19 protein-coding genes are annotated in these 17,104 nt (G+C 64.2%); 11 read left to right on the forward strand and 8 right to left on the reverse strand.

All coding sequences use genetic code 11. The annotated features are described in order from the left end of the window. Positions 1 to 12: 12 nt before the first annotated feature. From trbE to BGP85_RS19245, 8 genes are read left to right on the forward strand one after another with little or no spacing between them, the layout of a single operon-like run. Positions 13 to 2,466, forward strand: coding sequence for a conjugal transfer protein TrbE (gene trbE, locus BGP85_RS19210; protein WP_008786755.1), 2,454 nt, complete (start codon positions 13 to 15; stop codon positions 2,464 to 2,466). Further along, a complete protein-coding gene (gene trbJ / locus BGP85_RS19215; RefSeq protein WP_008786756.1) occupies positions 2,463 to 3,188 on the forward strand; it encodes a P-type conjugative transfer protein TrbJ in 726 nt (241 codons plus the stop codon). The genes trbE and trbJ overlap by 4 nt, the downstream gene beginning before the upstream one ends. 12 nt (positions 3,189 to 3,200) lie before the next feature. Further along, positions 3,201 to 3,485: a hypothetical protein gene (locus BGP85_RS19220; protein ID WP_008786757.1), complete on the forward strand. Its 285-nt coding sequence runs from the start codon at positions 3,201 to 3,203 to the stop codon at positions 3,483 to 3,485. Continuing rightward, complete coding sequence (gene trbL, locus BGP85_RS19225) at positions 3,482 to 4,852, forward strand: P-type conjugative transfer protein TrbL (protein WP_021221531.1); 1,371 nt, start codon at positions 3,482 to 3,484, stop codon at positions 4,850 to 4,852. The genes BGP85_RS19220 and trbL overlap by 4 nt, the downstream gene beginning before the upstream one ends. 24 nt (positions 4,853 to 4,876) lie before the next feature. After that, positions 4,877 to 5,581: a conjugal transfer protein TrbF gene (gene trbF / locus BGP85_RS19230; RefSeq protein ID WP_103449409.1), complete on the forward strand. Its 705-nt coding sequence runs from the start codon at positions 4,877 to 4,879 to the stop codon at positions 5,579 to 5,581. Continuing rightward, complete coding sequence (trbG, locus tag BGP85_RS19235; RefSeq protein WP_008786882.1) at positions 5,578 to 6,576, forward strand: P-type conjugative transfer protein TrbG; 999 nt, start codon at positions 5,578 to 5,580, stop codon at positions 6,574 to 6,576. The genes trbF and trbG overlap by 4 nt, the downstream gene beginning before the upstream one ends. A gap of 2 nt (positions 6,577 to 6,578) precedes the next feature. Beyond that, positions 6,579 to 7,853, forward strand: a complete 1,275-nt coding sequence (locus BGP85_RS19240; protein ID WP_008786881.1) for a TrbI/VirB10 family protein — start codon at positions 6,579 to 6,581, stop codon at positions 7,851 to 7,853. Then, on the forward strand, positions 7,850 to 8,092 hold the full coding sequence (locus BGP85_RS19245; protein WP_008786880.1) for a DUF2274 domain-containing protein: 243 nt from the start codon (positions 7,850 to 7,852) through the stop codon (positions 8,090 to 8,092). The genes BGP85_RS19240 and BGP85_RS19245 overlap by 4 nt, the downstream gene beginning before the upstream one ends. Before the next feature lie 341 nt (positions 8,093 to 8,433). Here BGP85_RS19245 and rnt read toward each other — a convergent pair whose 3' ends face one another. Further along, positions 8,434 to 9,045, reverse strand: coding sequence for a ribonuclease T (gene rnt, locus BGP85_RS19250; RefSeq protein ID WP_371922801.1), 612 nt, complete (start codon positions 9,043 to 9,045; stop codon positions 8,434 to 8,436). 59 nt (positions 9,046 to 9,104) lie between these two features. Then, the gene (gene pyrC, locus BGP85_RS19255; RefSeq protein WP_103449411.1) at positions 9,105 to 10,151 is read right to left on the reverse strand and encodes a dihydroorotase; all 1,047 of its coding nucleotides are present in this window, start codon (positions 10,149 to 10,151) and stop codon (positions 9,105 to 9,107) included. Positions 10,152 to 10,281: 130 nt separating this feature from the next. On the opposite strand from pyrC, the gene BGP85_RS19260 reads away from it, so the two are divergent. Both BGP85_RS19260 and BGP85_RS19265 read left to right on the forward strand, forming a co-directional pair. After that, the gene (locus BGP85_RS19260) at positions 10,282 to 11,256 is read left to right on the forward strand and encodes a flagellar protein MotY (RefSeq protein ID WP_103449412.1); all 975 of its coding nucleotides are present in this window, start codon (positions 10,282 to 10,284) and stop codon (positions 11,254 to 11,256) included. Between the two features lie 137 nt (positions 11,257 to 11,393). Next, complete coding sequence (locus tag BGP85_RS19265) at positions 11,394 to 12,611, forward strand: argininosuccinate synthase (RefSeq protein WP_054885859.1); 1,218 nt, start codon at positions 11,394 to 11,396, stop codon at positions 12,609 to 12,611. Positions 12,612 to 12,683: 72 nt separating this feature from the next. Here the strand turns inward: BGP85_RS19265 and BGP85_RS19270 are convergent, their stop codons facing one another. Further along, positions 12,684 to 13,124 carry a hypothetical protein gene (locus BGP85_RS19270; protein WP_103449886.1) on the reverse strand — a complete coding sequence of 147 codons (441 nt, stop codon included), beginning with the start codon at positions 13,122 to 13,124 and terminating at the stop codon, positions 12,684 to 12,686. Positions 13,125 to 13,422: 298 nt separating this feature from the next. On the opposite strand from BGP85_RS19270, the gene BGP85_RS19275 reads away from it, so the two are divergent. Further along, the gene (locus BGP85_RS19275) at positions 13,423 to 14,049 is read left to right on the forward strand and encodes a response regulator transcription factor (RefSeq protein ID WP_103449413.1); all 627 of its coding nucleotides are present in this window, start codon (positions 13,423 to 13,425) and stop codon (positions 14,047 to 14,049) included. Between the two features lie 44 nt (positions 14,050 to 14,093). Here the strand turns inward: BGP85_RS19275 and BGP85_RS28940 are convergent, their stop codons facing one another. The 5 genes from BGP85_RS28940 to BGP85_RS19295 all read right to left on the reverse strand — a co-directional run bounded on the left by BGP85_RS28940 (position 14,094) and on the right by BGP85_RS19295 (position 17,099). Next, positions 14,094 to 14,270, reverse strand: a complete 177-nt coding sequence (locus tag BGP85_RS28940; RefSeq protein ID WP_027918964.1) for a PA3496 family putative envelope integrity protein — start codon at positions 14,268 to 14,270, stop codon at positions 14,094 to 14,096. A gap of 104 nt (positions 14,271 to 14,374) precedes the next feature. After that, positions 14,375 to 15,013, reverse strand: coding sequence for an endonuclease III (gene nth, locus BGP85_RS19280; protein WP_103449414.1), 639 nt, complete (start codon positions 15,011 to 15,013; stop codon positions 14,375 to 14,377). Positions 15,014 to 15,017: 4 nt separating this feature from the next. Then, complete coding sequence (locus BGP85_RS19285; protein ID WP_103449415.1) at positions 15,018 to 15,536, reverse strand: Rnf-Nqr domain containing protein; 519 nt, start codon at positions 15,534 to 15,536, stop codon at positions 15,018 to 15,020. Next, positions 15,529 to 16,131, reverse strand: coding sequence for an RnfABCDGE type electron transport complex subunit G (locus BGP85_RS19290; RefSeq protein WP_103449416.1), 603 nt, complete (start codon positions 16,129 to 16,131; stop codon positions 15,529 to 15,531). Before BGP85_RS19290 ends, BGP85_RS19285 begins: the two co-directional genes overlap by 8 nt. Next, on the reverse strand, positions 16,128 to 17,099 hold the full coding sequence (locus BGP85_RS19295) for an RnfABCDGE type electron transport complex subunit D (protein ID WP_103449887.1): 972 nt from the start codon (positions 17,097 to 17,099) through the stop codon (positions 16,128 to 16,130). Before BGP85_RS19295 ends, BGP85_RS19290 begins: the two co-directional genes overlap by 4 nt. Between the last annotated feature and the right edge of the window lie 5 nt (positions 17,100 to 17,104).

Here is a 17,104-nt window from a genome sequence, read left to right on the forward strand (position 1 = left end):
GGGGACGCCGCCATGCTGAACCTCGCCGAATACCGCCAGCGCCCGGCCTTGCTCGCCGATTGGCTGCCGTGGGCCGGGCTCGTCGCGCCGGGTGTCGTCTTGAACAAGGACGGCAGTTTCCAGCGCACGGCCCGGTTTCGCGGGCCTGACCTCGACAGTGCCACGCAAGGCGAGCTGATCGCCACGTCGGCCCGCTTGAACAATGCGCTGCGCCGGCTGGGATCGGGCTGGGCGCTGTTCATCGAGGCCGAACGCAGCGCCGCCGCGGACTACCCGCACTCAGAGTTTCCGGAGGCGCTGTCGTGGCTGGTGGACGAAGAACGCCGCTCGGCCTTCGAGGACACCGGCCATCACTTCGAGAGCGGCTATCACTTGACGCTGGTGTACCTGCCGCCTGAAGAATCGCGCGCTCGTGCCGCCAAGATGCTCTACGAGAACACGCCGACGAATGGCGTGGACTGGCGCGAGCGGCTGCAAGCCTTCGTCGCGGAAACGGATCGGGTCTTTGACCAGCTCGATGGCGTCATGCCGGAAATTGCCTGGCTCGATGACGCGCAGACCCTGACCTACCTGCACGCGACCATCTCGACGCGACGCTATCGCGTCGGTGTGCCCGAGGTGCCTTTCCACATCGACGCGCTGCTGGCCGACTCGCCGCTGGTTGGCGGCCTGGCCCCCATGCTGGGCGACCGGCACCTGCGCGTGGTGTCGGTGCGGGGCTTTCCGACCTCGACCTGGCCGGGGATTCTGGACGACCTCAACCGCCTCGGATTTGCGTATCGCTGGAGTACGCGCTTCCTCTGCATGGACAAATCCGAGGCGGAAAAAGACCTCGCCCGCCTGCGCCGCCAGTGGTTCGCCAAGCGCAAGAACGTCATCGCGCTGCTGCGCGAAACGATCTTCCAACAGGAGTCGCCGCTGGTGGACACGGATGCCTCGAACAAGGCGACCGATGCCGATGCCGCGTTGCAGGAGCTGGGCAGTGATCAAGTCGCCTTCGGCTACCTCACCGCCACGGTGACGGTGCTCGATGCCGACCCGGCCGCAGCCGACGAGAAGCTGCGCATGGTGGAGCGCGTCATCCAGGGCCGGGGCTTCGTGACCATCTCCGAAACGCTCAATGCCGTGGATGCGTGGCTGTCCTCGCTCCCCGGCAACGCCTATGCCAACGTGCGCCAGCCGATCGTCTCGACGCTGAACCTGGCGCACATGATGCCGGTGTCGGCCGTGTGGGCCGGCCCCGAGCGCAACGCGCATCTGGACGGCCCGCCTCTCATCGTGACGCGCACCGATGGCGCCACACCGTTTCGCTTGGTCACGCACGATGGCGACGTGGGCCACATGCTGGTGGCCGGCCCGACGGGCATGGGCAAGTCAGTGCTGCTCGCCACGCTGGCGATGCAGTTCCGCCGCTACCTCGGCTCGCGCATCTTCGCGTTCGATATGGGGCGTTCGATGCGCGCCACGATCCTCGGGCTTGGCGGCGAGCACTACGACTTGGGCACGGACGGCGAAATCGCCTTCCAGCCGCTCGCCCGCATTGACCGCGAAGGCTACCGCACCTGGGCCGCCGAATGGATCGAAGGCCGTTTGCTGCATGAAGGCGTAGCAGTCGGCCCGGACGAGAAAGCCGCCATCTGGTCGGCGCTGGGCAGCTTGGCCGGTGCGCCCGTCGAGCAGCGCACGATGACCGGCCTGTCGGTGCTGCTGCAATCGAACGCGCTGCGCCAGGCGCTCGCGCCCTATGTGCTGGGCGGCGCGCACGGCAAGCTGCTGGATGCCGACCACGACCGGCTGGGCATGGCGGACGTGCAGGGTTTCGAGATGGAGGAGCTGATGCACAGCAAGGCCGCCGTCATGGCCGTGCTGCATTACCTCTTTGCGCGCTTTGACGAACGCTTTGACGGTGCGCCCACGATGCTGATCCTCGATGAAGCGTGGCTGTTCCTGGATGACCCGGTGTTTGCCGCGCGCATCCGCCAGTGGCTCAAGACGCTGCGCAAGAAAAACGTGTCGGTGATCTTCGCCACGCAGTCGCTCGCGGACATTAAGGATTCGAGCATCGCGCCCGCAATCATCGAGAGCTGCGCAAGCCGCATCTTCCTGCCGAACCCGCAGGCGACCGAGCCGCAGATTCGCACGATCTACGAGGGCTTCGGGTTGAACTCGCGCCAGATCGAGATCGTCGCCACCGCGCAACCCAAGCGCGACTACTACTACCAATCCCGCCTCGGCAACCGCCTGTTCGACCTCGACCTGGGGGCGGCGACGCTGGCCTTCGCGGGCGCTTCCACGCCGCAAGACCAGCGCGACATAGACCGCGTGCTGCTGGACGCCGGCACGCCCGGCTTCGCGGGTGCCTGGCTGCGCCATCGCGGCCTCGATTGGGCGGCTGACCTGCTGCCCTCGTTCCCCGGCCTCGCGCCGGATTCCCTCGCTGACCAACCACAGGAGATCCTGCCATGAAGAAGCGCCTTGTCGCCGCTGCCATCGCGGCCATGCTTTGCACCGCCACTGCCCATGCGCAATGGGTCGTGATCGACCCCACCAACCTCGTGCAGAACACGATGACCGCGATCCGCACGCTGGAGCAGATCAACAACCAGATTCGCCAGCTCCAGAACGAAGCGCAAATGCTGATGAACCAGGCGCGCAACCTCGCCAGCCTTCCATCCAGCGTGGTCGGCCAGTTGCGCGCCAACCTGGCGACGACCGAGCGGCTGATCGCCCAGGCCCGAGGCTTGGCCTACGACGTGACGAATCTGGATCGGGAGTTTGCCCGCCTGTACCCGGAGCAGTACGCCGCCACCGTCAGCGGCGACCAGATGTACCGCGACGCCCAGGAGCGGTGGAAGAACACGCTGGGCGGCTTGCAGACCACCATGCAGATGCAGGCGCAGGTGTCGCAGAACCTGGGCGAAGACGAAAGCGTGCTGGCCGATCTGGTCGGCAAGAGCCAGTCGGCGCAAGGCGCGTTGCAGGCGATGCAGGCCATGAACCAGTTGCTCGCCTTGCAGGCCAAGCAGTCGATCCAGTCGCAGCGGCTCCAGATCACGCAAGACCGGGCCGCCTCGCTGGAACTGGCGCGGCAGGCGGCGGCCACCGAGCGCGCCCGCGAAGTGCGGCGGCGCTTCCTCGGGGAAGGCACGCCGTACACGCCGCAGTCCGTCAACTTCTACCGCGACTGACAGGAGGCCGCCATGCGATGCGTCCTCGTCCTTGGTGCCGTGCTGCTGGCCGCTTGCGGCGAGCAGCCGGCCGACAACCTCGCCGATGCCCTGGCCGCCGATCGCGTGCGGCTCAAGGCATTGCGCGCGCAATGCGCGGCCGACCGGCAGGCCACGGGCGAGGACGCTTGCCGCGCCGCCGCCGAAGCCTTCCGGCGGCGCTTCTTTTCCGGCGAGGCCGGGCCGGATGAATACCAGACGCTGGCCGACCTGCCGCCGATCCCGCCCAGCTTCGAGGAACCGGAGGGCACGCCATGAATGACGTGACCATCATCGACCAGTTCCTCAACACCTTCGCCACCTACATCGACTCGGGTTTCGGGCTGCTGCGCGGCGAAGTGGCGTTCCTCACGGCCACGCTGATCGTCATCGACATGACGATCGCCGGGCTGTATTGGGCCATGAGCCACGCCACCGGCCAAGGCGATGACGTGATCGCCAAGCTGCTGCGCAAGGTGCTCTACGTCGGTGCCTTCGCCTACATCCTCAACAACTTCAACTGGCTGGCCAGCATCGTGTTCCGCTCGTTCGCGGGGCTGGGCATCACCGCCACCGGCTCGGCCATCACGATGGAGAACTTCTTGCAGCCGGGCCGGCTCGCCAAGACCGGCATCGACGCCGGGGCGCCGATTCTGGAGCAGATCGGCGAGATGGCGGGCTTCCCCGAGGTGTTCGCCAATCTCGATCCCATCGTGGTGATGTTCCTCGCGTGGCTGGTCGTGGTGCTGTGCTTCTTCGTGCTGGCGATCCAGCTTTTCATCACGCTGATCGAGTTCAAGCTGACCACGCTCGCCGGGTTCGTGCTGGTGCCGTTCGCGCTGTGGAACAAGACCAGCTTTCTCGCCGAGAAGGTGCTGGGCAACGTCGTGGCCGCTGGCATCAAAGTGCTGGTGCTGGCTGTGATCGTCGGCATCGGCTCGGGCCTGTTCGCGCAGTTCCAAGTCCACCCCGCCGAGCCGAACATCGACCACGCGCTGGTCATCATGCTGGCCTCGCTCACCTTGCTCGCGCTCGGGATCTTCGGCCCCGGCATCGCCACGGGCCTTGTGTCCGGCGCGCCCCAGCTCGGCGCGGGCGCGATGGCCGGTGCCGCCGTCGGCGCGGCCGGAACGGCAGTGGCTGTCGGTGCTGCCGCGACGGGCGTGGGCGGCGCGGTGGCCGCTGGCGCGCGCATGGCCCCGGCTGCCGCCAAGCTGGCCGGCAGCGGCGCGCGTGCCGCCACGTCGGCGGCTGGCAGCGCGAAGTCGGCGTTCCAGGCGGGTTCCGCTGCCGCCGGCGGCGGTGCCAAAGGCGCGATGGCGGGCTTGGGCAACGTCGCCAAGACCGGCGCGCAGTCTGCCGGACGCGCTGCCGCATCCCGCGCTTCCGCTGCCGGGCAGCGCATGGCCGCACCGTTCCGCGCGGGCTGGAACGGCGACGCTGGCGCGTCAGCCGGCCAGGCCGCCACCAGCGAAGCGCCGGCAGGCGCTGCCGCTGCACAGGCGCCCGAGCAGCCCGCTTGGGCCAAGCGGCTGCATCGCCGCCAGCAGCTCACCCACGCCGCGACCACCGCTGCCCACGCGCTGCGCGGTGGCGACGGCGGCGGCTCCGGGCAAGGCCCGAGCCTGCGCGGCTCCGACGACTGACGCGATTCACAAGGAGAACTGACCATGCGATTCAAGAAACCGCAGGTGCGCTACGCCGACACGCCGCAGCCTGCCACGCCGTACCAAACCGCCGGCCAGGTGTGGGACGACCGTATCGGCTCGGCCCGCGTCCAGGCCAAGAACTGGCGATTCATGGCCTTCGGCTGCCTCACGCTCGCGCTGCTGATGGCCGGCGGACTGGTGTGGCGCTCGGCGCAATCCATCGTCACGCCCTACGTCGTGGAGGTGGACAACGCGGGCCAGGTGCGCGCCGTGGGCGAAGCCGCCACGCCGCACCGGCCCAACGATGCGCAGACGGCGCACCACATCGCGCGCTTCGTGACGCTGGTGCGCTCGCTGTCCATCGACCCCATCGTCGTCCGCCAGAACTGGCTGGACGCCTACGACTACACGACCGACAAAGGCGCGGCCGTGCTCAACGACTACGCGCGGGTCAACGACCCGTTCGCGCGCATCGGAAAGGAGTCGGTGACGGTGCAGATCACCAGCGTCGTGCGTGCCAGCGACACGTCTTTCAACGTGCGCTGGACGGAACGCCGCTACGTCAACGGCGCTGCGGCGGGCCTGGAACGGTGGACGGCCGTGGTGTCCATCGTGCTCCAGCCGCCGCGCACCGAAGAACGCCTGCGCAAGAACCCGCTGGGCATCTACGTCAACGGCCTTTCCTGGAGCCGCGAGCTGGATTCTTCCGAAGGAGCAAAACCATGAACCTGTCTTTCCGCTTTTACGCTTTGCCGTTGATGCTTGTTGCCCTGGCGGGCTGCGCCACGCAAGGCAAGCCGCCGCCGACCATCTCGCTCGATGAGCCGGTGCCGGTGCAGGCCCAGCCGATGCCGGAGCCGCCCGCGCCCGTGGAGGTTGTGGCCGTGCCCGAGGTGCTGCCGATGCCGGCGCAGTTGATGCCGGCACCCGAGGCCGAGGACGCCAAGCCCACGCCCGAGCCGGCCGACGAGAAGGTGCGCGTTTCACGCGCCAATGCCGAGGCGCGTGTCGCGCCCACGCGCGAGGGCTACGTCAACGCGATTCAGGTGTGGCCCTTCACCGATGGCGCGCTGTATCAGGTCTATGCGGCCGTGGGCCGGGTGACGATGGTTGCCTTGCAGCCGGGCGAGGAGCTGGTGACGGTGGCCGCCGGCGATACCGTGCGCTGGATCGTGGGCGACACGTCCAGCGGCAGCGGTGCCGACTTGCGCGTCAACGTGCTGGTCAAGCCGATCCGCTCGGGCCTCAAGACCAATCTGGTCATCATCACCAGCCGGAGGACGTACCTGCTGGAACTGACTTCCACGGAAAAGACGTGGATGGCGTCGGTGTCCTGGGAGTACCCGCGCGACCGGATGCTGGCCTTGCAGCGCCAGGCGCAAGCGGCCAGCGCCGCCGCGCCGGTGGATAGCGGCCTGTCGCTGGAGAACCTGCGCTTTCGCTACGCGATCGGCGGCAGCAATCCGTCGTGGAAGCCGCTGCGCGCTTTCGACGACGGGCAGAAGGTCTATATCCAGTTCCCCGCCGGCATCGCGCAAGGCGAACTGCCGCCGCTGTTCGTGATCGGGCCGGAAGGCGACGGGCAACTGGTGAACTACCGCTTCCGTTCGCCGTACTACATCGTGGATCGCCTGTTTGGCGCGGCAGAGTTGCGCCTGGGCGGTGACAAGGGCGACGTGGTGCGGATCGAGCGCACGGATGGCGTGGCACGGAGGAACTGACCATGAGCCAGGACGATACCCCCGACCTCGCCACGCGGCAGGCAGGCAAGGTCGCGCCCGAGGCGGTGGCGCTTCGCGCCCAGCCGCGTGCCGTGACCCGGTTGAACCGGCGCACGCTGGCCGTCCTCGTCGGCGGCCTGTCGGTCGCCGTGCTCGGGGCCACGATCTGGTCATTGCAACCGCACCGGCGCGGCGCGGGCGAGCAGACCGAGCTTTACAACGTCGATCGCGTCTCGAAGTCCGAAGGGCTGGACGGCCTGCCGTCCGACTACTCGAAGCTGCCGCCGAAGGTGCCCGAGCTGGGGCCGCCACTGCCGGGCGATCTTGGCCCGGCCATCGTGAACTCGCAGCAGTCCGCCGTGGCCGCTTACGCGGCCCCCGGCCACGATCCCAACGACGCCTTGCGCAAGGAGGCGGAAGCCGCAGCGGCTTCGTCGGTGTTTTTCCGCTCGGGCGGCCAGGGCCAGGCCGCCGCCACGGCCACGGTGGCGCCGCCGGGTGTGCCTGGTGCTGCCAACACGCTCGCGGCCTTCGACCCGCTCGCGGCTGGGCCGGCCTCGGCGGCGCCCCAGCCTGCCGATCCGACAGCTGTGCAAAACCGGCAAGACCAGAAAGAGGCGTTCCTGAAAGGCGGCTCTATGGAAACCCGCAATTCCGGAAACCTGAAAATGCCGGCCTCGCCGTATCAGGTCATGGCCGGAACGGTGATTGCGGGCGCGCTGGTGACGGGCATCAAGTCGGACTTGCCAGGCGACGTGATCGCCACGGTGACGGAGCCGGTCTATGACTCGGCCACGGGCAAGTTCCTGTTGATCCCGCAGGGGTCGCGCATCCTGGGTAAATACAACAGCCAGGTCAGCTACGGGCAGAGCCGCGTGCAGGTGGTGTGGAACCGGGTCATCCTGCCCGATACGTCCTCGCTGACGCTCGACAACCTTGTCGGCACCGATCCAGCCGGCTACGCCGGCCTGGAAGACGACGTGGACTGGCATTGGAATCGCATCGTCGCGGGCGCCGTGCTGACGACGCTGCTGGGCGTAGGCGCCGAGTTGGCCGCGCCAGAGAACCGCCAGGACGGCAACCGCATCGTCATCGCGGGGCGCGACAGCGCCCAGGACAGCATCAATCAGGTGGGTCAGGAGATCACCCGGCGCAACATGGACATCCAGCCGACGCTGACCATTAGGCCGGGCCTGCCGGTTCGCGTCATCGTGAACCGGGATCTGGTGCTGCGGCCGTGCCAGCCGCTGTTCTTCAACCGGGGAGCTTCCCAATGAACACGAAGAAACTGCGGCTAGGGCCGCTGCCCAAGACCGAGAGCGTCAAGCTGACCTTTGCCTGCCCGGCCAGCTTGAAAGCCGACCTCGACCGCTACGCCGCGCTGCACGCGCAGGCGTATGGCGAGGCCGTCGATGCCGAGAAGTTGATCCCGCACATGCTGGAGGCGTTCATGGCGGGGGATCGGGGATTCAGGAAGGGCACCACGACGCGGAGCGTGCCGTCCAAGCCGACGTGATGGCCCTCGAAGCCTGCCCAGCAACATCCATCGAACGCGCAGCCCAAGGCTGCGCGTTCTTCATTCTGGATGCCGCCAAGAGCCGCCTGGGCTATGATGACAAGACAAGCCCGCCGTCCCTCGGCAATCCAGCACGACACAGTGCGATGTGGCTTTCTCTCCCAACGCTCCTATGTGGCTCCTAGCCCACGAAGCCACACCGCGCCAAAGTGGCCGAGAAAAGAGCTAACCTACTGTCCCATATACGGTTTCAAGTCCTGCGTGATTTGCACAAAGGACTTGACACCAGAACTTTTTTGTGCCTGGATGCTGGGGTCGCACAGCGGCTCCAGCATTTCGACTCAGTCGTTGAAGTCGCGCCAGCCGCCCATTTCCTTCCAGCGGTTGACGATGCCGCAGAACAGCTCGGCGGTCTTCTCGGTGTCGTAACGCGCCGAGTGCGCCTCACGGCCGTCGAAGTCGATGTCGGCGCTCTGGCAGGCCCGCGCCAGCACGGTCTGGCCGTAGGCCAGGCCCGCAAGAGTCGCGGTGTCGAAGCTGGAGAACGGGTGGAACGGGTTACGCTTGATATCGTTACGCGTTACCGCCGCATTGAGGAAACCAAGGTCGAAGCTGCTGTTGTGGCCGACCAGGATCGCCCGTTTGCAGCCGTTGGCCTTCAGTGCCTTGCGCACGCCGCGGAAGATGTCGGTGAGTGCGCTTTCCTCGCTCACCGCCATGCGCAGCGGGTGGTCCAGCTTGATGCCGGTGAACTCCAGCGCGGCCGGCTCGATGTTGGCCCCTTCGAACGGTTCTACTCGGAAGAAGTAGGTGTGCTCGGGGAACAGGAAACCTTTCTCGTCCATGCCGATGGTCACGGCGGCGATTTCCAGCAGGGCGTCGGTGGCGCTGTTGAAGCCGCCGGTCTCGACATCCACCACGACTGGCAGATAGCCGCGGAAACGCTCGGCCATCGGGTGGCGCGAGCCGCTGCCGCCCTGACCGTCCTGGTCGTCTTCGTAGAGGTCTTCGCTCACGCGTTGTCCTCCAGCAGGCGCCAGCGCAGTTTTTCACCGGCACGCAGCGGGATCACGGTCTGCTCGCCAAACGGCAGGCTGTCCGGGGTGGTCCACTCTTCGCGGACCAGGGTGATGGTGTCGGTGTTCGCCGGCAGGCCATAGAAGGCCGGGCCGTGCAGGCTGGCGAAGCCTTCGAGCTTGTCCAGTGCATTGCGCTGTTCGAACGCCTCGGCGTACATCTCGATGGCCGCGTATGCGGTGTAGCAGCCGGCGCAACCGCAGGCGGCTTCTTTGGCGTGACGGGCGTGCGGTGCCGAGTCGGTGCCGAGGAAGAACTTCGGGTTGCCGCTGGTGGCCGCGTCCAGCAGCGCCACCTGATGGGTGTTGCGCTTGAGGATCGGCAGGCAATAGAAGTGCGGGCGGATACCGCCGACCAGCATGTGGTTGCGGTTGTACAGCAGGTGCTGGGCAGTGATGGTCGCACCGACATTGGCCGGGGCTTCGGTGACGAATTGCGCGGCGTCGCCCGTGGTAATGTGCTCGAACACCACTTTCAGGGTCGGGAAGCGCTCGACCAGGCGGCGCATGTGCTCGTCGATGAAGCGCTTCTCGCGGTCGAACACGTCGATCTCGCTGCGGGTCACTTCACCGTGCACCAGCAATGGCATGCCCACTTCCGCCAGCGCTTCGATGGCCGGGAAGATGTTGTCGATGCTGGTCACGCCCGAGTCGGAGTTGGTCGTCGCGCCGGCCGGGTACAGCTTGGCGGCGTAGACGATGCCGCTGGCCTTGGCCGCGCGGATGTCCTCGGGGCTGGTGCGGTCGGTGAGGTAGAGCACCATCAGCGGTTCGAAGCGGCTGCCAGCCGGGCGGGCGGCAAGGATGCGCTCGCGGTAGGCGCCAGCTTCGACGGCATTGCGCACCGGCGGAACCAGGTTAGGCATGATGATGGCACGGGCGAAAGTACGCGCCACATCGCCAACGGTATGGGGCAGGACGGCACCATCGCGCAGATGGATGTGCCAGTCGTCGGGACGCAGGAGGGTCAGGCGATCGGACATTGGGAATTCCAGGCGGGTCGAACTCAGGCCCCAATGCTACCGGAAAACCCCGGTCCGAGCACGGCTATCAAGTTTTCCGGCAAGCGTCCGATAGCCTGCCTGTAAGCCGTCAGAATTTGTGGAGCCGCCCGTGCGCCAGCGTTACCTTGCCCTGTTGACCCTCGTCGCCAGCCTGCCGGCCGGCGCACTGACCTTCCAGACCCGCATGGAGAATGTCGCCTGGAACGTCGAGGGTGACCAGTTCGAATGTCGTCTGATCCAGCCGATCGACGGTTTCGGCAGTGGCGAGTTCGTGCGTAAGGCCGGTGAGCAGCCGGTGTTTCAGCTACGCTCGCACAGCAATGTGCTGGGCGCAGGTTCCGCCACCTTGCTGGCAGCCGCTGCCCCTTGGCAGCCGGGTCGCGGCGATGTGAATCTCGGCGCTGTTCGTATGGCCCGTAGCGGCGTGTTGTTCAGCTCGTCGCAGAGCCAGGCCAGTCGCCTGATCAACGGCCTGCTCGATGGCCGCAGCACGGTGGTGCGCAACTATACCGGCGAAGGCGGGCGGGTAATGGAGGTACGCGTGTTGCCGGTCAGCTTCGCCAAGGCGTATGGCGACTATCAAGCCTGCGCCAGCAAGATGCTGCCGATGAACTATGACCAGGTGCGCCAGACCCAGGTTGGGTTCCCGGGCGGTGGCTTCGATCTCGATGCCGACGCCCGTGCGCGGCTGGATGTGATCCTCGATTACCTCAAGGCCGACCCGACGGTGAACCACATCGAACTCAATGGCCATTCCGATAACAGTGGTAACCGCCTGACCAATCGTGACACTTCGCGGCGCCGGGCCTTGGCCGTTGCCGATTACTTCAAGGCCCATGGTGTGCCCGAAGAGCAAATCGTCGTGCGCTTCCATGGCGAGCGCTATCCGCTGGTGAAGAACAACAGCCCGGCCAATCGGGCGCGTAACCGGCGGGTAAACATCGAACTGGATCGGGTGGCTCAGGTGGAGAAGCCGGCGGTGCAGTCGGTTCAGCAACCGGCACCGGTAGCGCCTGCCATCCCGCCTGCCGCGGTGGCACCGGCTACGGCTGCTCCGTCTGCATCGGGAACGAAGGCACCCTGACCGTACTTCCACGCCACCCACGTCGCGCTGCTGACAGTTCCTGTCGCTTTGTCGTCAGAAGCTGTCGCCCCACTGTAAATTTGTCCGCAACGCCGGTAGAATCGACCCCTTTCCGTACAACCCCGTGGAGTGATGGCATGGCGGACGTAAAAAAGGTCGTACTGGCGTATTCCGGCGGCCTTGATACTTCGGTGATTCTCAAGTGGCTGCAGGATACCTACAACTGCGAAGTGGTGACCTTCACCGCTGATCTGGGTCAGGGCGAAGAAGTCGAGCCGGCTCGCGCCAAAGCTCAGGCGATGGGCGTAAAAGAGATCTACATCGACGACCTGCGCGAAGAGTTCGTGCGTGATTTCGTCTTCCCGATGTTCCGCGCCAACACCGTCTACGAAGGCGAGTATCTGCTGGGTACCTCCATCGCCCGCCCGCTGATCGCCAAGCGCCTGATCGAAATCGCCAACGAAACCGGCGCCGACGCCATTTCCCACGGCGCTACCGGCAAGGGTAACGACCAGGTTCGCTTCGAACTGGGTGCCTACGCCCTCAAGCCAGGTGTCAAGGTCATCGCTCCATGGCGCGAGTGGGACCTGCTGTCCCGCGAGAAGCTGATGGACTACGCCGAGAAGCACGGTATCCCGATCGAGCGCCATGGCAAGAAGAAGTCGCCGTACTCGATGGACGCCAATCTGCTGCACATCTCCTACGAAGGCGGTGTCCTGGAAGATACCTGGACCGAGCACGAAGAAGACATGTGGCGCTGGAGCGTCTCGCCAGAAAACGCCCCGGACCAGGCTACCTACATTGAGCTGACCTACCGCAATGGTGACATCGTCGCCATCGACGGCGTCGACATGACTCCGGCCACCGTGCTTGCCGAGCTGAACCGCATCGGCGGCGCCAACGGTATCGGCCGCCTGGACATCGTCGAGAACCGTTATGTGGGCATGAAGTCCCGCGGCTGCTACGAAACCCCTGGCGGCACCATCATGCTCAAGGCCCACCGTGCCATCGAGTCGATCACCCTGGACCGCGAAGTCGCTCACCTCAAAGACGAGCTGATGCCGAAGTACGCCAGCCTGATCTACACCGGCTACTGGTGGAGCCCGGAGCGTCTGATGCTGCAGAAGATGATCGACGCTTCGCAGGTAAATGTTAACGGCGTCGTGCGCCTGAAGCTGTACAAGGGCAACGTCATCGTGGTTGGCCGCAAGTCGGATGACTCGCTGTTCGATGCCAACATCGCGACCTTCGAAGAAGACGGCGGCGCCTACAACCAGGCTGATGCTGCCGGCTTCATCAAGCTCAACGCGCTGCGCATGCGTATTGCTGCCAACAAAGGCCGCGGGATGCTCTGAGCATCTGGCTGAAGTGGCAAAAACAAACCCGGCTCTGGCCGGGTTTTTTTTGCCTTCTGGACGGTGGCCTGGTCAATACCCATTGGGTAGATCCTCAGGCAAGCGGGTGGTCGTAAGAATCACGCACTGTTGTAGATCCATGTTGCACATCCGCCAGCGCCTGTTTTCGACATGCGCTTGGCTAAGGGCTTGCACGATTTGTTGTTGTATCAGTTTTTCCGCGTCTGGCCCGGAAAACATCATGGTTATAGTTTCTTGCATGTCGGGAAGCGTCGCTTGCTCAGGGATGTTTTTCTGTTCGGCTGGGTCAGGTTTGTAAAAGGATTTGTAGTTGAAGTTCAGGGTGAGAAAGAACAGGGCTGTGAGAAAGAATGGAAACCCCACAAGGAACCAAGTGTAGTACGTCTGACTTTTTTCGCTGAGAAAAGGCAAGGTTGCCAAGGCAGAAGCTTCGATGATGCCAGCGAAGATGGCGATTATCGTCAGTGGGGCCACAGGTTGGTTATCGTTCATGGTCATTGCCTCCTGCATGTTTCTCTTATCAATAACCTACTGACTGCCTCAACTAAATTGTGGACATTTTCCGGGGGAGGGAAATTTCTGCGGGGGGAGTGAGTTGATCACGTTTTGATTTGCGTGTTCGTAAGCGCATTCGGGATAAAGGATTAAATTTTTCTTGTAGGAAAATTCCCAAACCGACGTAAGGTTCATCTATTCGGCTATTTGTACAGGGAATCGACGCGCCATTTAGCGTTCTGCTCGGTTATGGTGAGGCAGTCGTCAAAGCAGAATAATGAATGATGGATATCGCATGAATAAAGTCCTTATCGTGGATGATCATCCGGTCATACGCTTGGCAGTGCGCATGCTCATGGAGCGGCATGGGTATGATGTTGTTGCGGAAACCGACAACGGCATTGCAGCCTTGCAACTCACTCGCGAGCACCTCCCCGACATTGTCGTGCTCGACATCGGCATCCCCAAGCTCGATGGGCTGGAAGTCATCGCCCGGATGGCCGCGGCCAGCCCTGGCAGCCGTGTCCTGGTGCTGACTTCCCAGGCGCCCGGGCATTTCTCCATGCGCTGCATGCAGGCGGGGGCTTCAGGCTATGTGTGCAAGCAGCAGGAACTCACCGAACTGCTCAGTGCCATCAAGGCTGTGCTCTCTGGTTACAGTTACTTCCCGAATCAGGCTTTGCACAAGTCCCATGGCCGGGTAGGAGGCGCCAGCGAGGCTGAAATGGTAGATCGCCTGTCGGCAAGGGAGATGATGGTGCTGCAGCAGCTTGCACGCGGGCGTTCCAACAAGGAGATTGCCGACAGCATGTTCCTCAGCAACAAGACGGTCAGCACCTACAAGACCCGCCTGTTGCTGAAGCTGAATGCCCATTCACTGGTGGACCTGATCGAGTTGGCCCGCCGTCATGGCCTGAACTGAGCGCGGCATGCACAAAGCCTCCATGAAGGAGGCTTTTTGTCAGGCTACAGGTCGTAGTCGAAATCGGCGAGTTGTCGTTGCAGGCGTCGCTCTTCGAGGAGGTTGTCAATGGTACGACGCTTGCTCAGGTTGGTCTTCGCGGTTTCTACCTGAGGCTCCGCTTCGTCGTCAGCGGTAGCAAAGTCATCTTCGATCGACAGGTCGTCTTTATCGGTACTCATGAGTCGCTCCAAGCCAAAGGGCCATTGGCCGTCCTTATAGCGAGAAAGCGAAGTCCGGTAAAAAAGATTTTTTCAATCAGGATGCAGCTGTTTTTGCTATTGGCTCAATCGTCGGAGGTCTTGTGCTTGTATTCGCACAGATCTTCGATGCGGCAGCTACCGCAACGAGGCTTGCGTGCCTGGCACACGTAGCGGCCGTGCAGGATGAGCCAATGGTGAGCGTCGAGTAAGTAATCCTTGGGGACGAACTTGACCAGCTTCTTCTCGACTTCGAGCACGGTCCTGCCCGGCGCGATGCCAGTGCGGTTGCTGACCCGGAAGATGTGTGTGTCCACGGCCATGGTCGGCTGGCGGAAGGCAGTGTTGAGCACCACGTTGGCGGTCTTGCGGCCAACGCCGGGTAGCGCTTCCAGTGCTTCTCGGGTCTGCGGTACTTCGCCTTCATGGCGCTCGATCAACAGGCGGCACGCCTCGATGACGTTCTTGGCCTTGCTGTTGTACAGGCCGATGGTCTTGATGTATTCGCTCAGGCCCTCGACACCTAGCGCATGGATGGCCTGCGGTGTATTCGCGACCGGAAACAGGCGCGCGGTGGCCTTGTTGACGCCGACATCGGTGGATTGTGCGGAAAGCGTCACGGCAACCAGGAGCTCGAATGGGGTGGTGTAGGCCAATTCCGTTTTCGGGTCGGGATTGTCTTCGTGCAGCCTGCGAAAGATCTCCAGGCGTTTGGCGGCATTCATGGGTTCAACGCTTTCCTTGACGACGTGTGAGAGTGGGGCGCAGCCAATTGTACAAGGCAAGTAGCGCGCCGAGCAGTAGCAGCCCACCTGACGGCAGCTGGGCCAAGTGCATGCCGGCGACTTTGTCCAGCCATTGGCGGCCGGCGCCGAGCAGCAGGCAGGCGAGCAGCAGGCCAGTCAAATGCAGCAACAGTTGTCGCCAGCGCCCTTCAGTTGGCAGCAATGTGTCGATGGCGAGGCATTGCAGGCAGATCAGCGCAGGAAAAAACCCAAGCGTCAGCGCCAATGGCAATGCCCAGGCCCGCAGTGCCAGTTGCAGGCAACTGGCAAGCGCAGCAAGCAGCAGCAGGCTTGCCAGCCAGTACTTCGCGCCGCTGAGTGTTGGCCGCAGCTGGCTTAGCAAGGCTTGGTGGAGAAGGGGCAGCACGAGCATGCACGCGCCGATGGCTAGTGCCTGCGCAAAGGTGCGCGTTGCACCAAGCAGCGGGGCCAGGCCGGTCACCAGCAGGCAGTATTTATTCATGGCCGGGGGCTCCGAGCAGTTCGCTGCGATGCTGGTCAAAATATCGCAAGGCTTCCTGCTGGGCATCGATCACTGCCCGGGAAGTAACGGTTGCCCCAGCCAGCTGATCGAAGTCACCTTGGTCGCGCCTGAGCGCCCAGCGATTGCCAAGGTCGTGATTGGCAAACTGTGACAGCCAGCCAGACTGTGGGTCGGCGATCTGGCCGCCCAGCCCAGGGCTTTCCTGCTGTTCGACCACCCGAGTGCCAATCAGGCGGCCTTCGGCGTCGATGGCAATGGTCAGTTTGATAGGGCCAGCATAGCCCTGCACCTGGCTCACCAGCACGATGGCTGTTGGCGAAGTGCCGTGGGTCGCGCGCAAGGCCGCGAGTATCTTGCTATGCAATGGCTGATCGGCTGGCAGTGGTAAGGCGTTGTCCAGGGGGTGATTGTCGTAACTTTGCGCGGGCAGCACCGCCAGCAATTGGTCTGCCTTAAGTTGGTGCTCGGCATCTGCGATGGCTGGGCCCGTCCAGTCCTGCCAGGCCAGCGTTAACGCCAACGCCGACCCTCCGACGACGAGTAGCAGCAAGCTGCTGCGAACAGGTGCGGTCATGGCGAGACCTGCGGGCGTCGCAAGGCAAACCGATCCAGGGCGGGCACTGCCAGGTTCATCAGCAGGATGGCGAATGCCGTGCCATCCGGGTAATTGCCCCAGGTGCGAATCAGGTAGACCAGCGCGCCTGCGCCAAAGCCAAACAACAGCCTGGCCAGGTTGGTCTTGGGGCCGGACACAGGCTCCGTGGCGATGAAGAACGCCGCCAGCATGGTTGAGCCGCTGAACAGGTGCAGCAGTGGCGAACCGTTCGAATCCGAGCCGGAGCCATTCCAGGCCAGCAGACTGAACAGAAACAGGCCGGCCAGCAGGCCTGCCGGGGCATGCCAGCTGATAACCTTGCGCTGCAAGAGAAACAGCCCACCGAACAGCAGTGCCAGGTTGACCCACTCGCTGTTGCGGCCGCCAAATTTGCCAAAGCCGGAGTGGCTGGCGAAGAGTTCGTCGATGGTCAGGCTGCGGTTGTGGCGCAGGCCATCGAGAATGGTCGGCCCCGCCCAGGCATCGATTTGGCTGTCACTGCCGGACACCAGCTGCAGGCTATCGATAAAGCCAACGGCCTGGCTGGGCCAGTGGGTCATGTGCAGCGGAAAGTTCAGCAGCACAAAGGCGTAACCGACCATTGCCGGGTTGAACAGGTTGCGGCCCACTCCGCCAAAGGCCTGCTTGCCGACGCCGATGGCAATGCCTGCTGCAGTCACGGGCAACCACCAGGGCGCTTGCACAGGCAGGGCGATGGCCAACAGCACGGCAGTCACCAGGGCACTGCCATCGTTCAATGCCGGTAGAACAGGTTGTCGACGTACAGCCAGCAGTGCCGCTTCGCAACTCAATGCACTGCTGGAGCACAGCAACAGGCTGAATAGCACCCCCCAGCCCTCTGTCCAGAGCGCTGCAAGCAAGCCCGGTAGACAGGCCAGCAGCACCAGGCCCATGGCCTTGCGTAGCCGTGGGTCAGGGTTTGCCATGGTCG

It is taken from the genome of Pseudomonas putida (assembly GCF_002906855.1).
Taxonomy (GTDB): domain Bacteria; phylum Pseudomonadota; class Gammaproteobacteria; order Pseudomonadales; family Pseudomonadaceae; genus Aquipseudomonas; species Aquipseudomonas putida_N.

Coding starts and splice junctions, on each gene's coding strand:
- BGP85_RS19290 (WP_103449416.1), bottom strand. CDS start 16,131: ATGACCGCACCTGTTCGCAGCAGCTTGCTGCTACTCGTCGTCGGAGGG.
- BGP85_RS19220 (WP_008786757.1), top strand. CDS start 3,201: ATGCGATGCGTCCTCGTCCTTGGTGCCGTGCTGCTGGCCGCTTGCGGC.
- trbG (WP_008786882.1), top strand. CDS start 5,578: ATGAACCTGTCTTTCCGCTTTTACGCTTTGCCGTTGATGCTTGTTGCC.
- nth (WP_103449414.1), bottom strand. CDS start 15,013: ATGAATGCCGCCAAACGCCTGGAGATCTTTCGCAGGCTGCACGAAGAC.
- BGP85_RS19270 (WP_103449886.1), bottom strand. CDS start 13,124: ATGAACGATAACCAACCTGTGGCCCCACTGACGATAATCGCCATCTTC.
- pyrC (WP_103449411.1), bottom strand. CDS start 10,151: ATGTCCGATCGCCTGACCCTCCTGCGTCCCGACGACTGGCACATCCAT.
- BGP85_RS19265 (WP_054885859.1), top strand. CDS start 11,394: ATGGCGGACGTAAAAAAGGTCGTACTGGCGTATTCCGGCGGCCTTGAT.
- BGP85_RS19275 (WP_103449413.1), top strand. CDS start 13,423: ATGAATAAAGTCCTTATCGTGGATGATCATCCGGTCATACGCTTGGCA.
- trbJ (WP_008786756.1), top strand. CDS start 2,463: ATGAAGAAGCGCCTTGTCGCCGCTGCCATCGCGGCCATGCTTTGCACC.
- BGP85_RS19245 (WP_008786880.1), top strand. CDS start 7,850: ATGAACACGAAGAAACTGCGGCTAGGGCCGCTGCCCAAGACCGAGAGC.
- BGP85_RS19295 (WP_103449887.1), bottom strand. CDS start 17,099: ATGGCAAACCCTGACCCACGGCTACGCAAGGCCATGGGCCTGGTGCTG.
- trbF (WP_103449409.1), top strand. CDS start 4,877: ATGCGATTCAAGAAACCGCAGGTGCGCTACGCCGACACGCCGCAGCCT.
- rnt (WP_371922801.1), bottom strand. CDS start 9,045: ATGGCCGAGCGTTTCCGCGGCTATCTGCCAGTCGTGGTGGATGTCGAG.
- trbL (WP_021221531.1), top strand. CDS start 3,482: ATGAATGACGTGACCATCATCGACCAGTTCCTCAACACCTTCGCCACC.
- BGP85_RS19240 (WP_008786881.1), top strand. CDS start 6,579: ATGAGCCAGGACGATACCCCCGACCTCGCCACGCGGCAGGCAGGCAAG.
- trbE (WP_008786755.1), top strand. CDS start 13: ATGCTGAACCTCGCCGAATACCGCCAGCGCCCGGCCTTGCTCGCCGAT.
- BGP85_RS28940 (WP_027918964.1), bottom strand. CDS start 14,270: ATGAGTACCGATAAAGACGACCTGTCGATCGAAGATGACTTTGCTACC.
- BGP85_RS19285 (WP_103449415.1), bottom strand. CDS start 15,536: ATGAATAAATACTGCCTGCTGGTGACCGGCCTGGCCCCGCTGCTTGGT.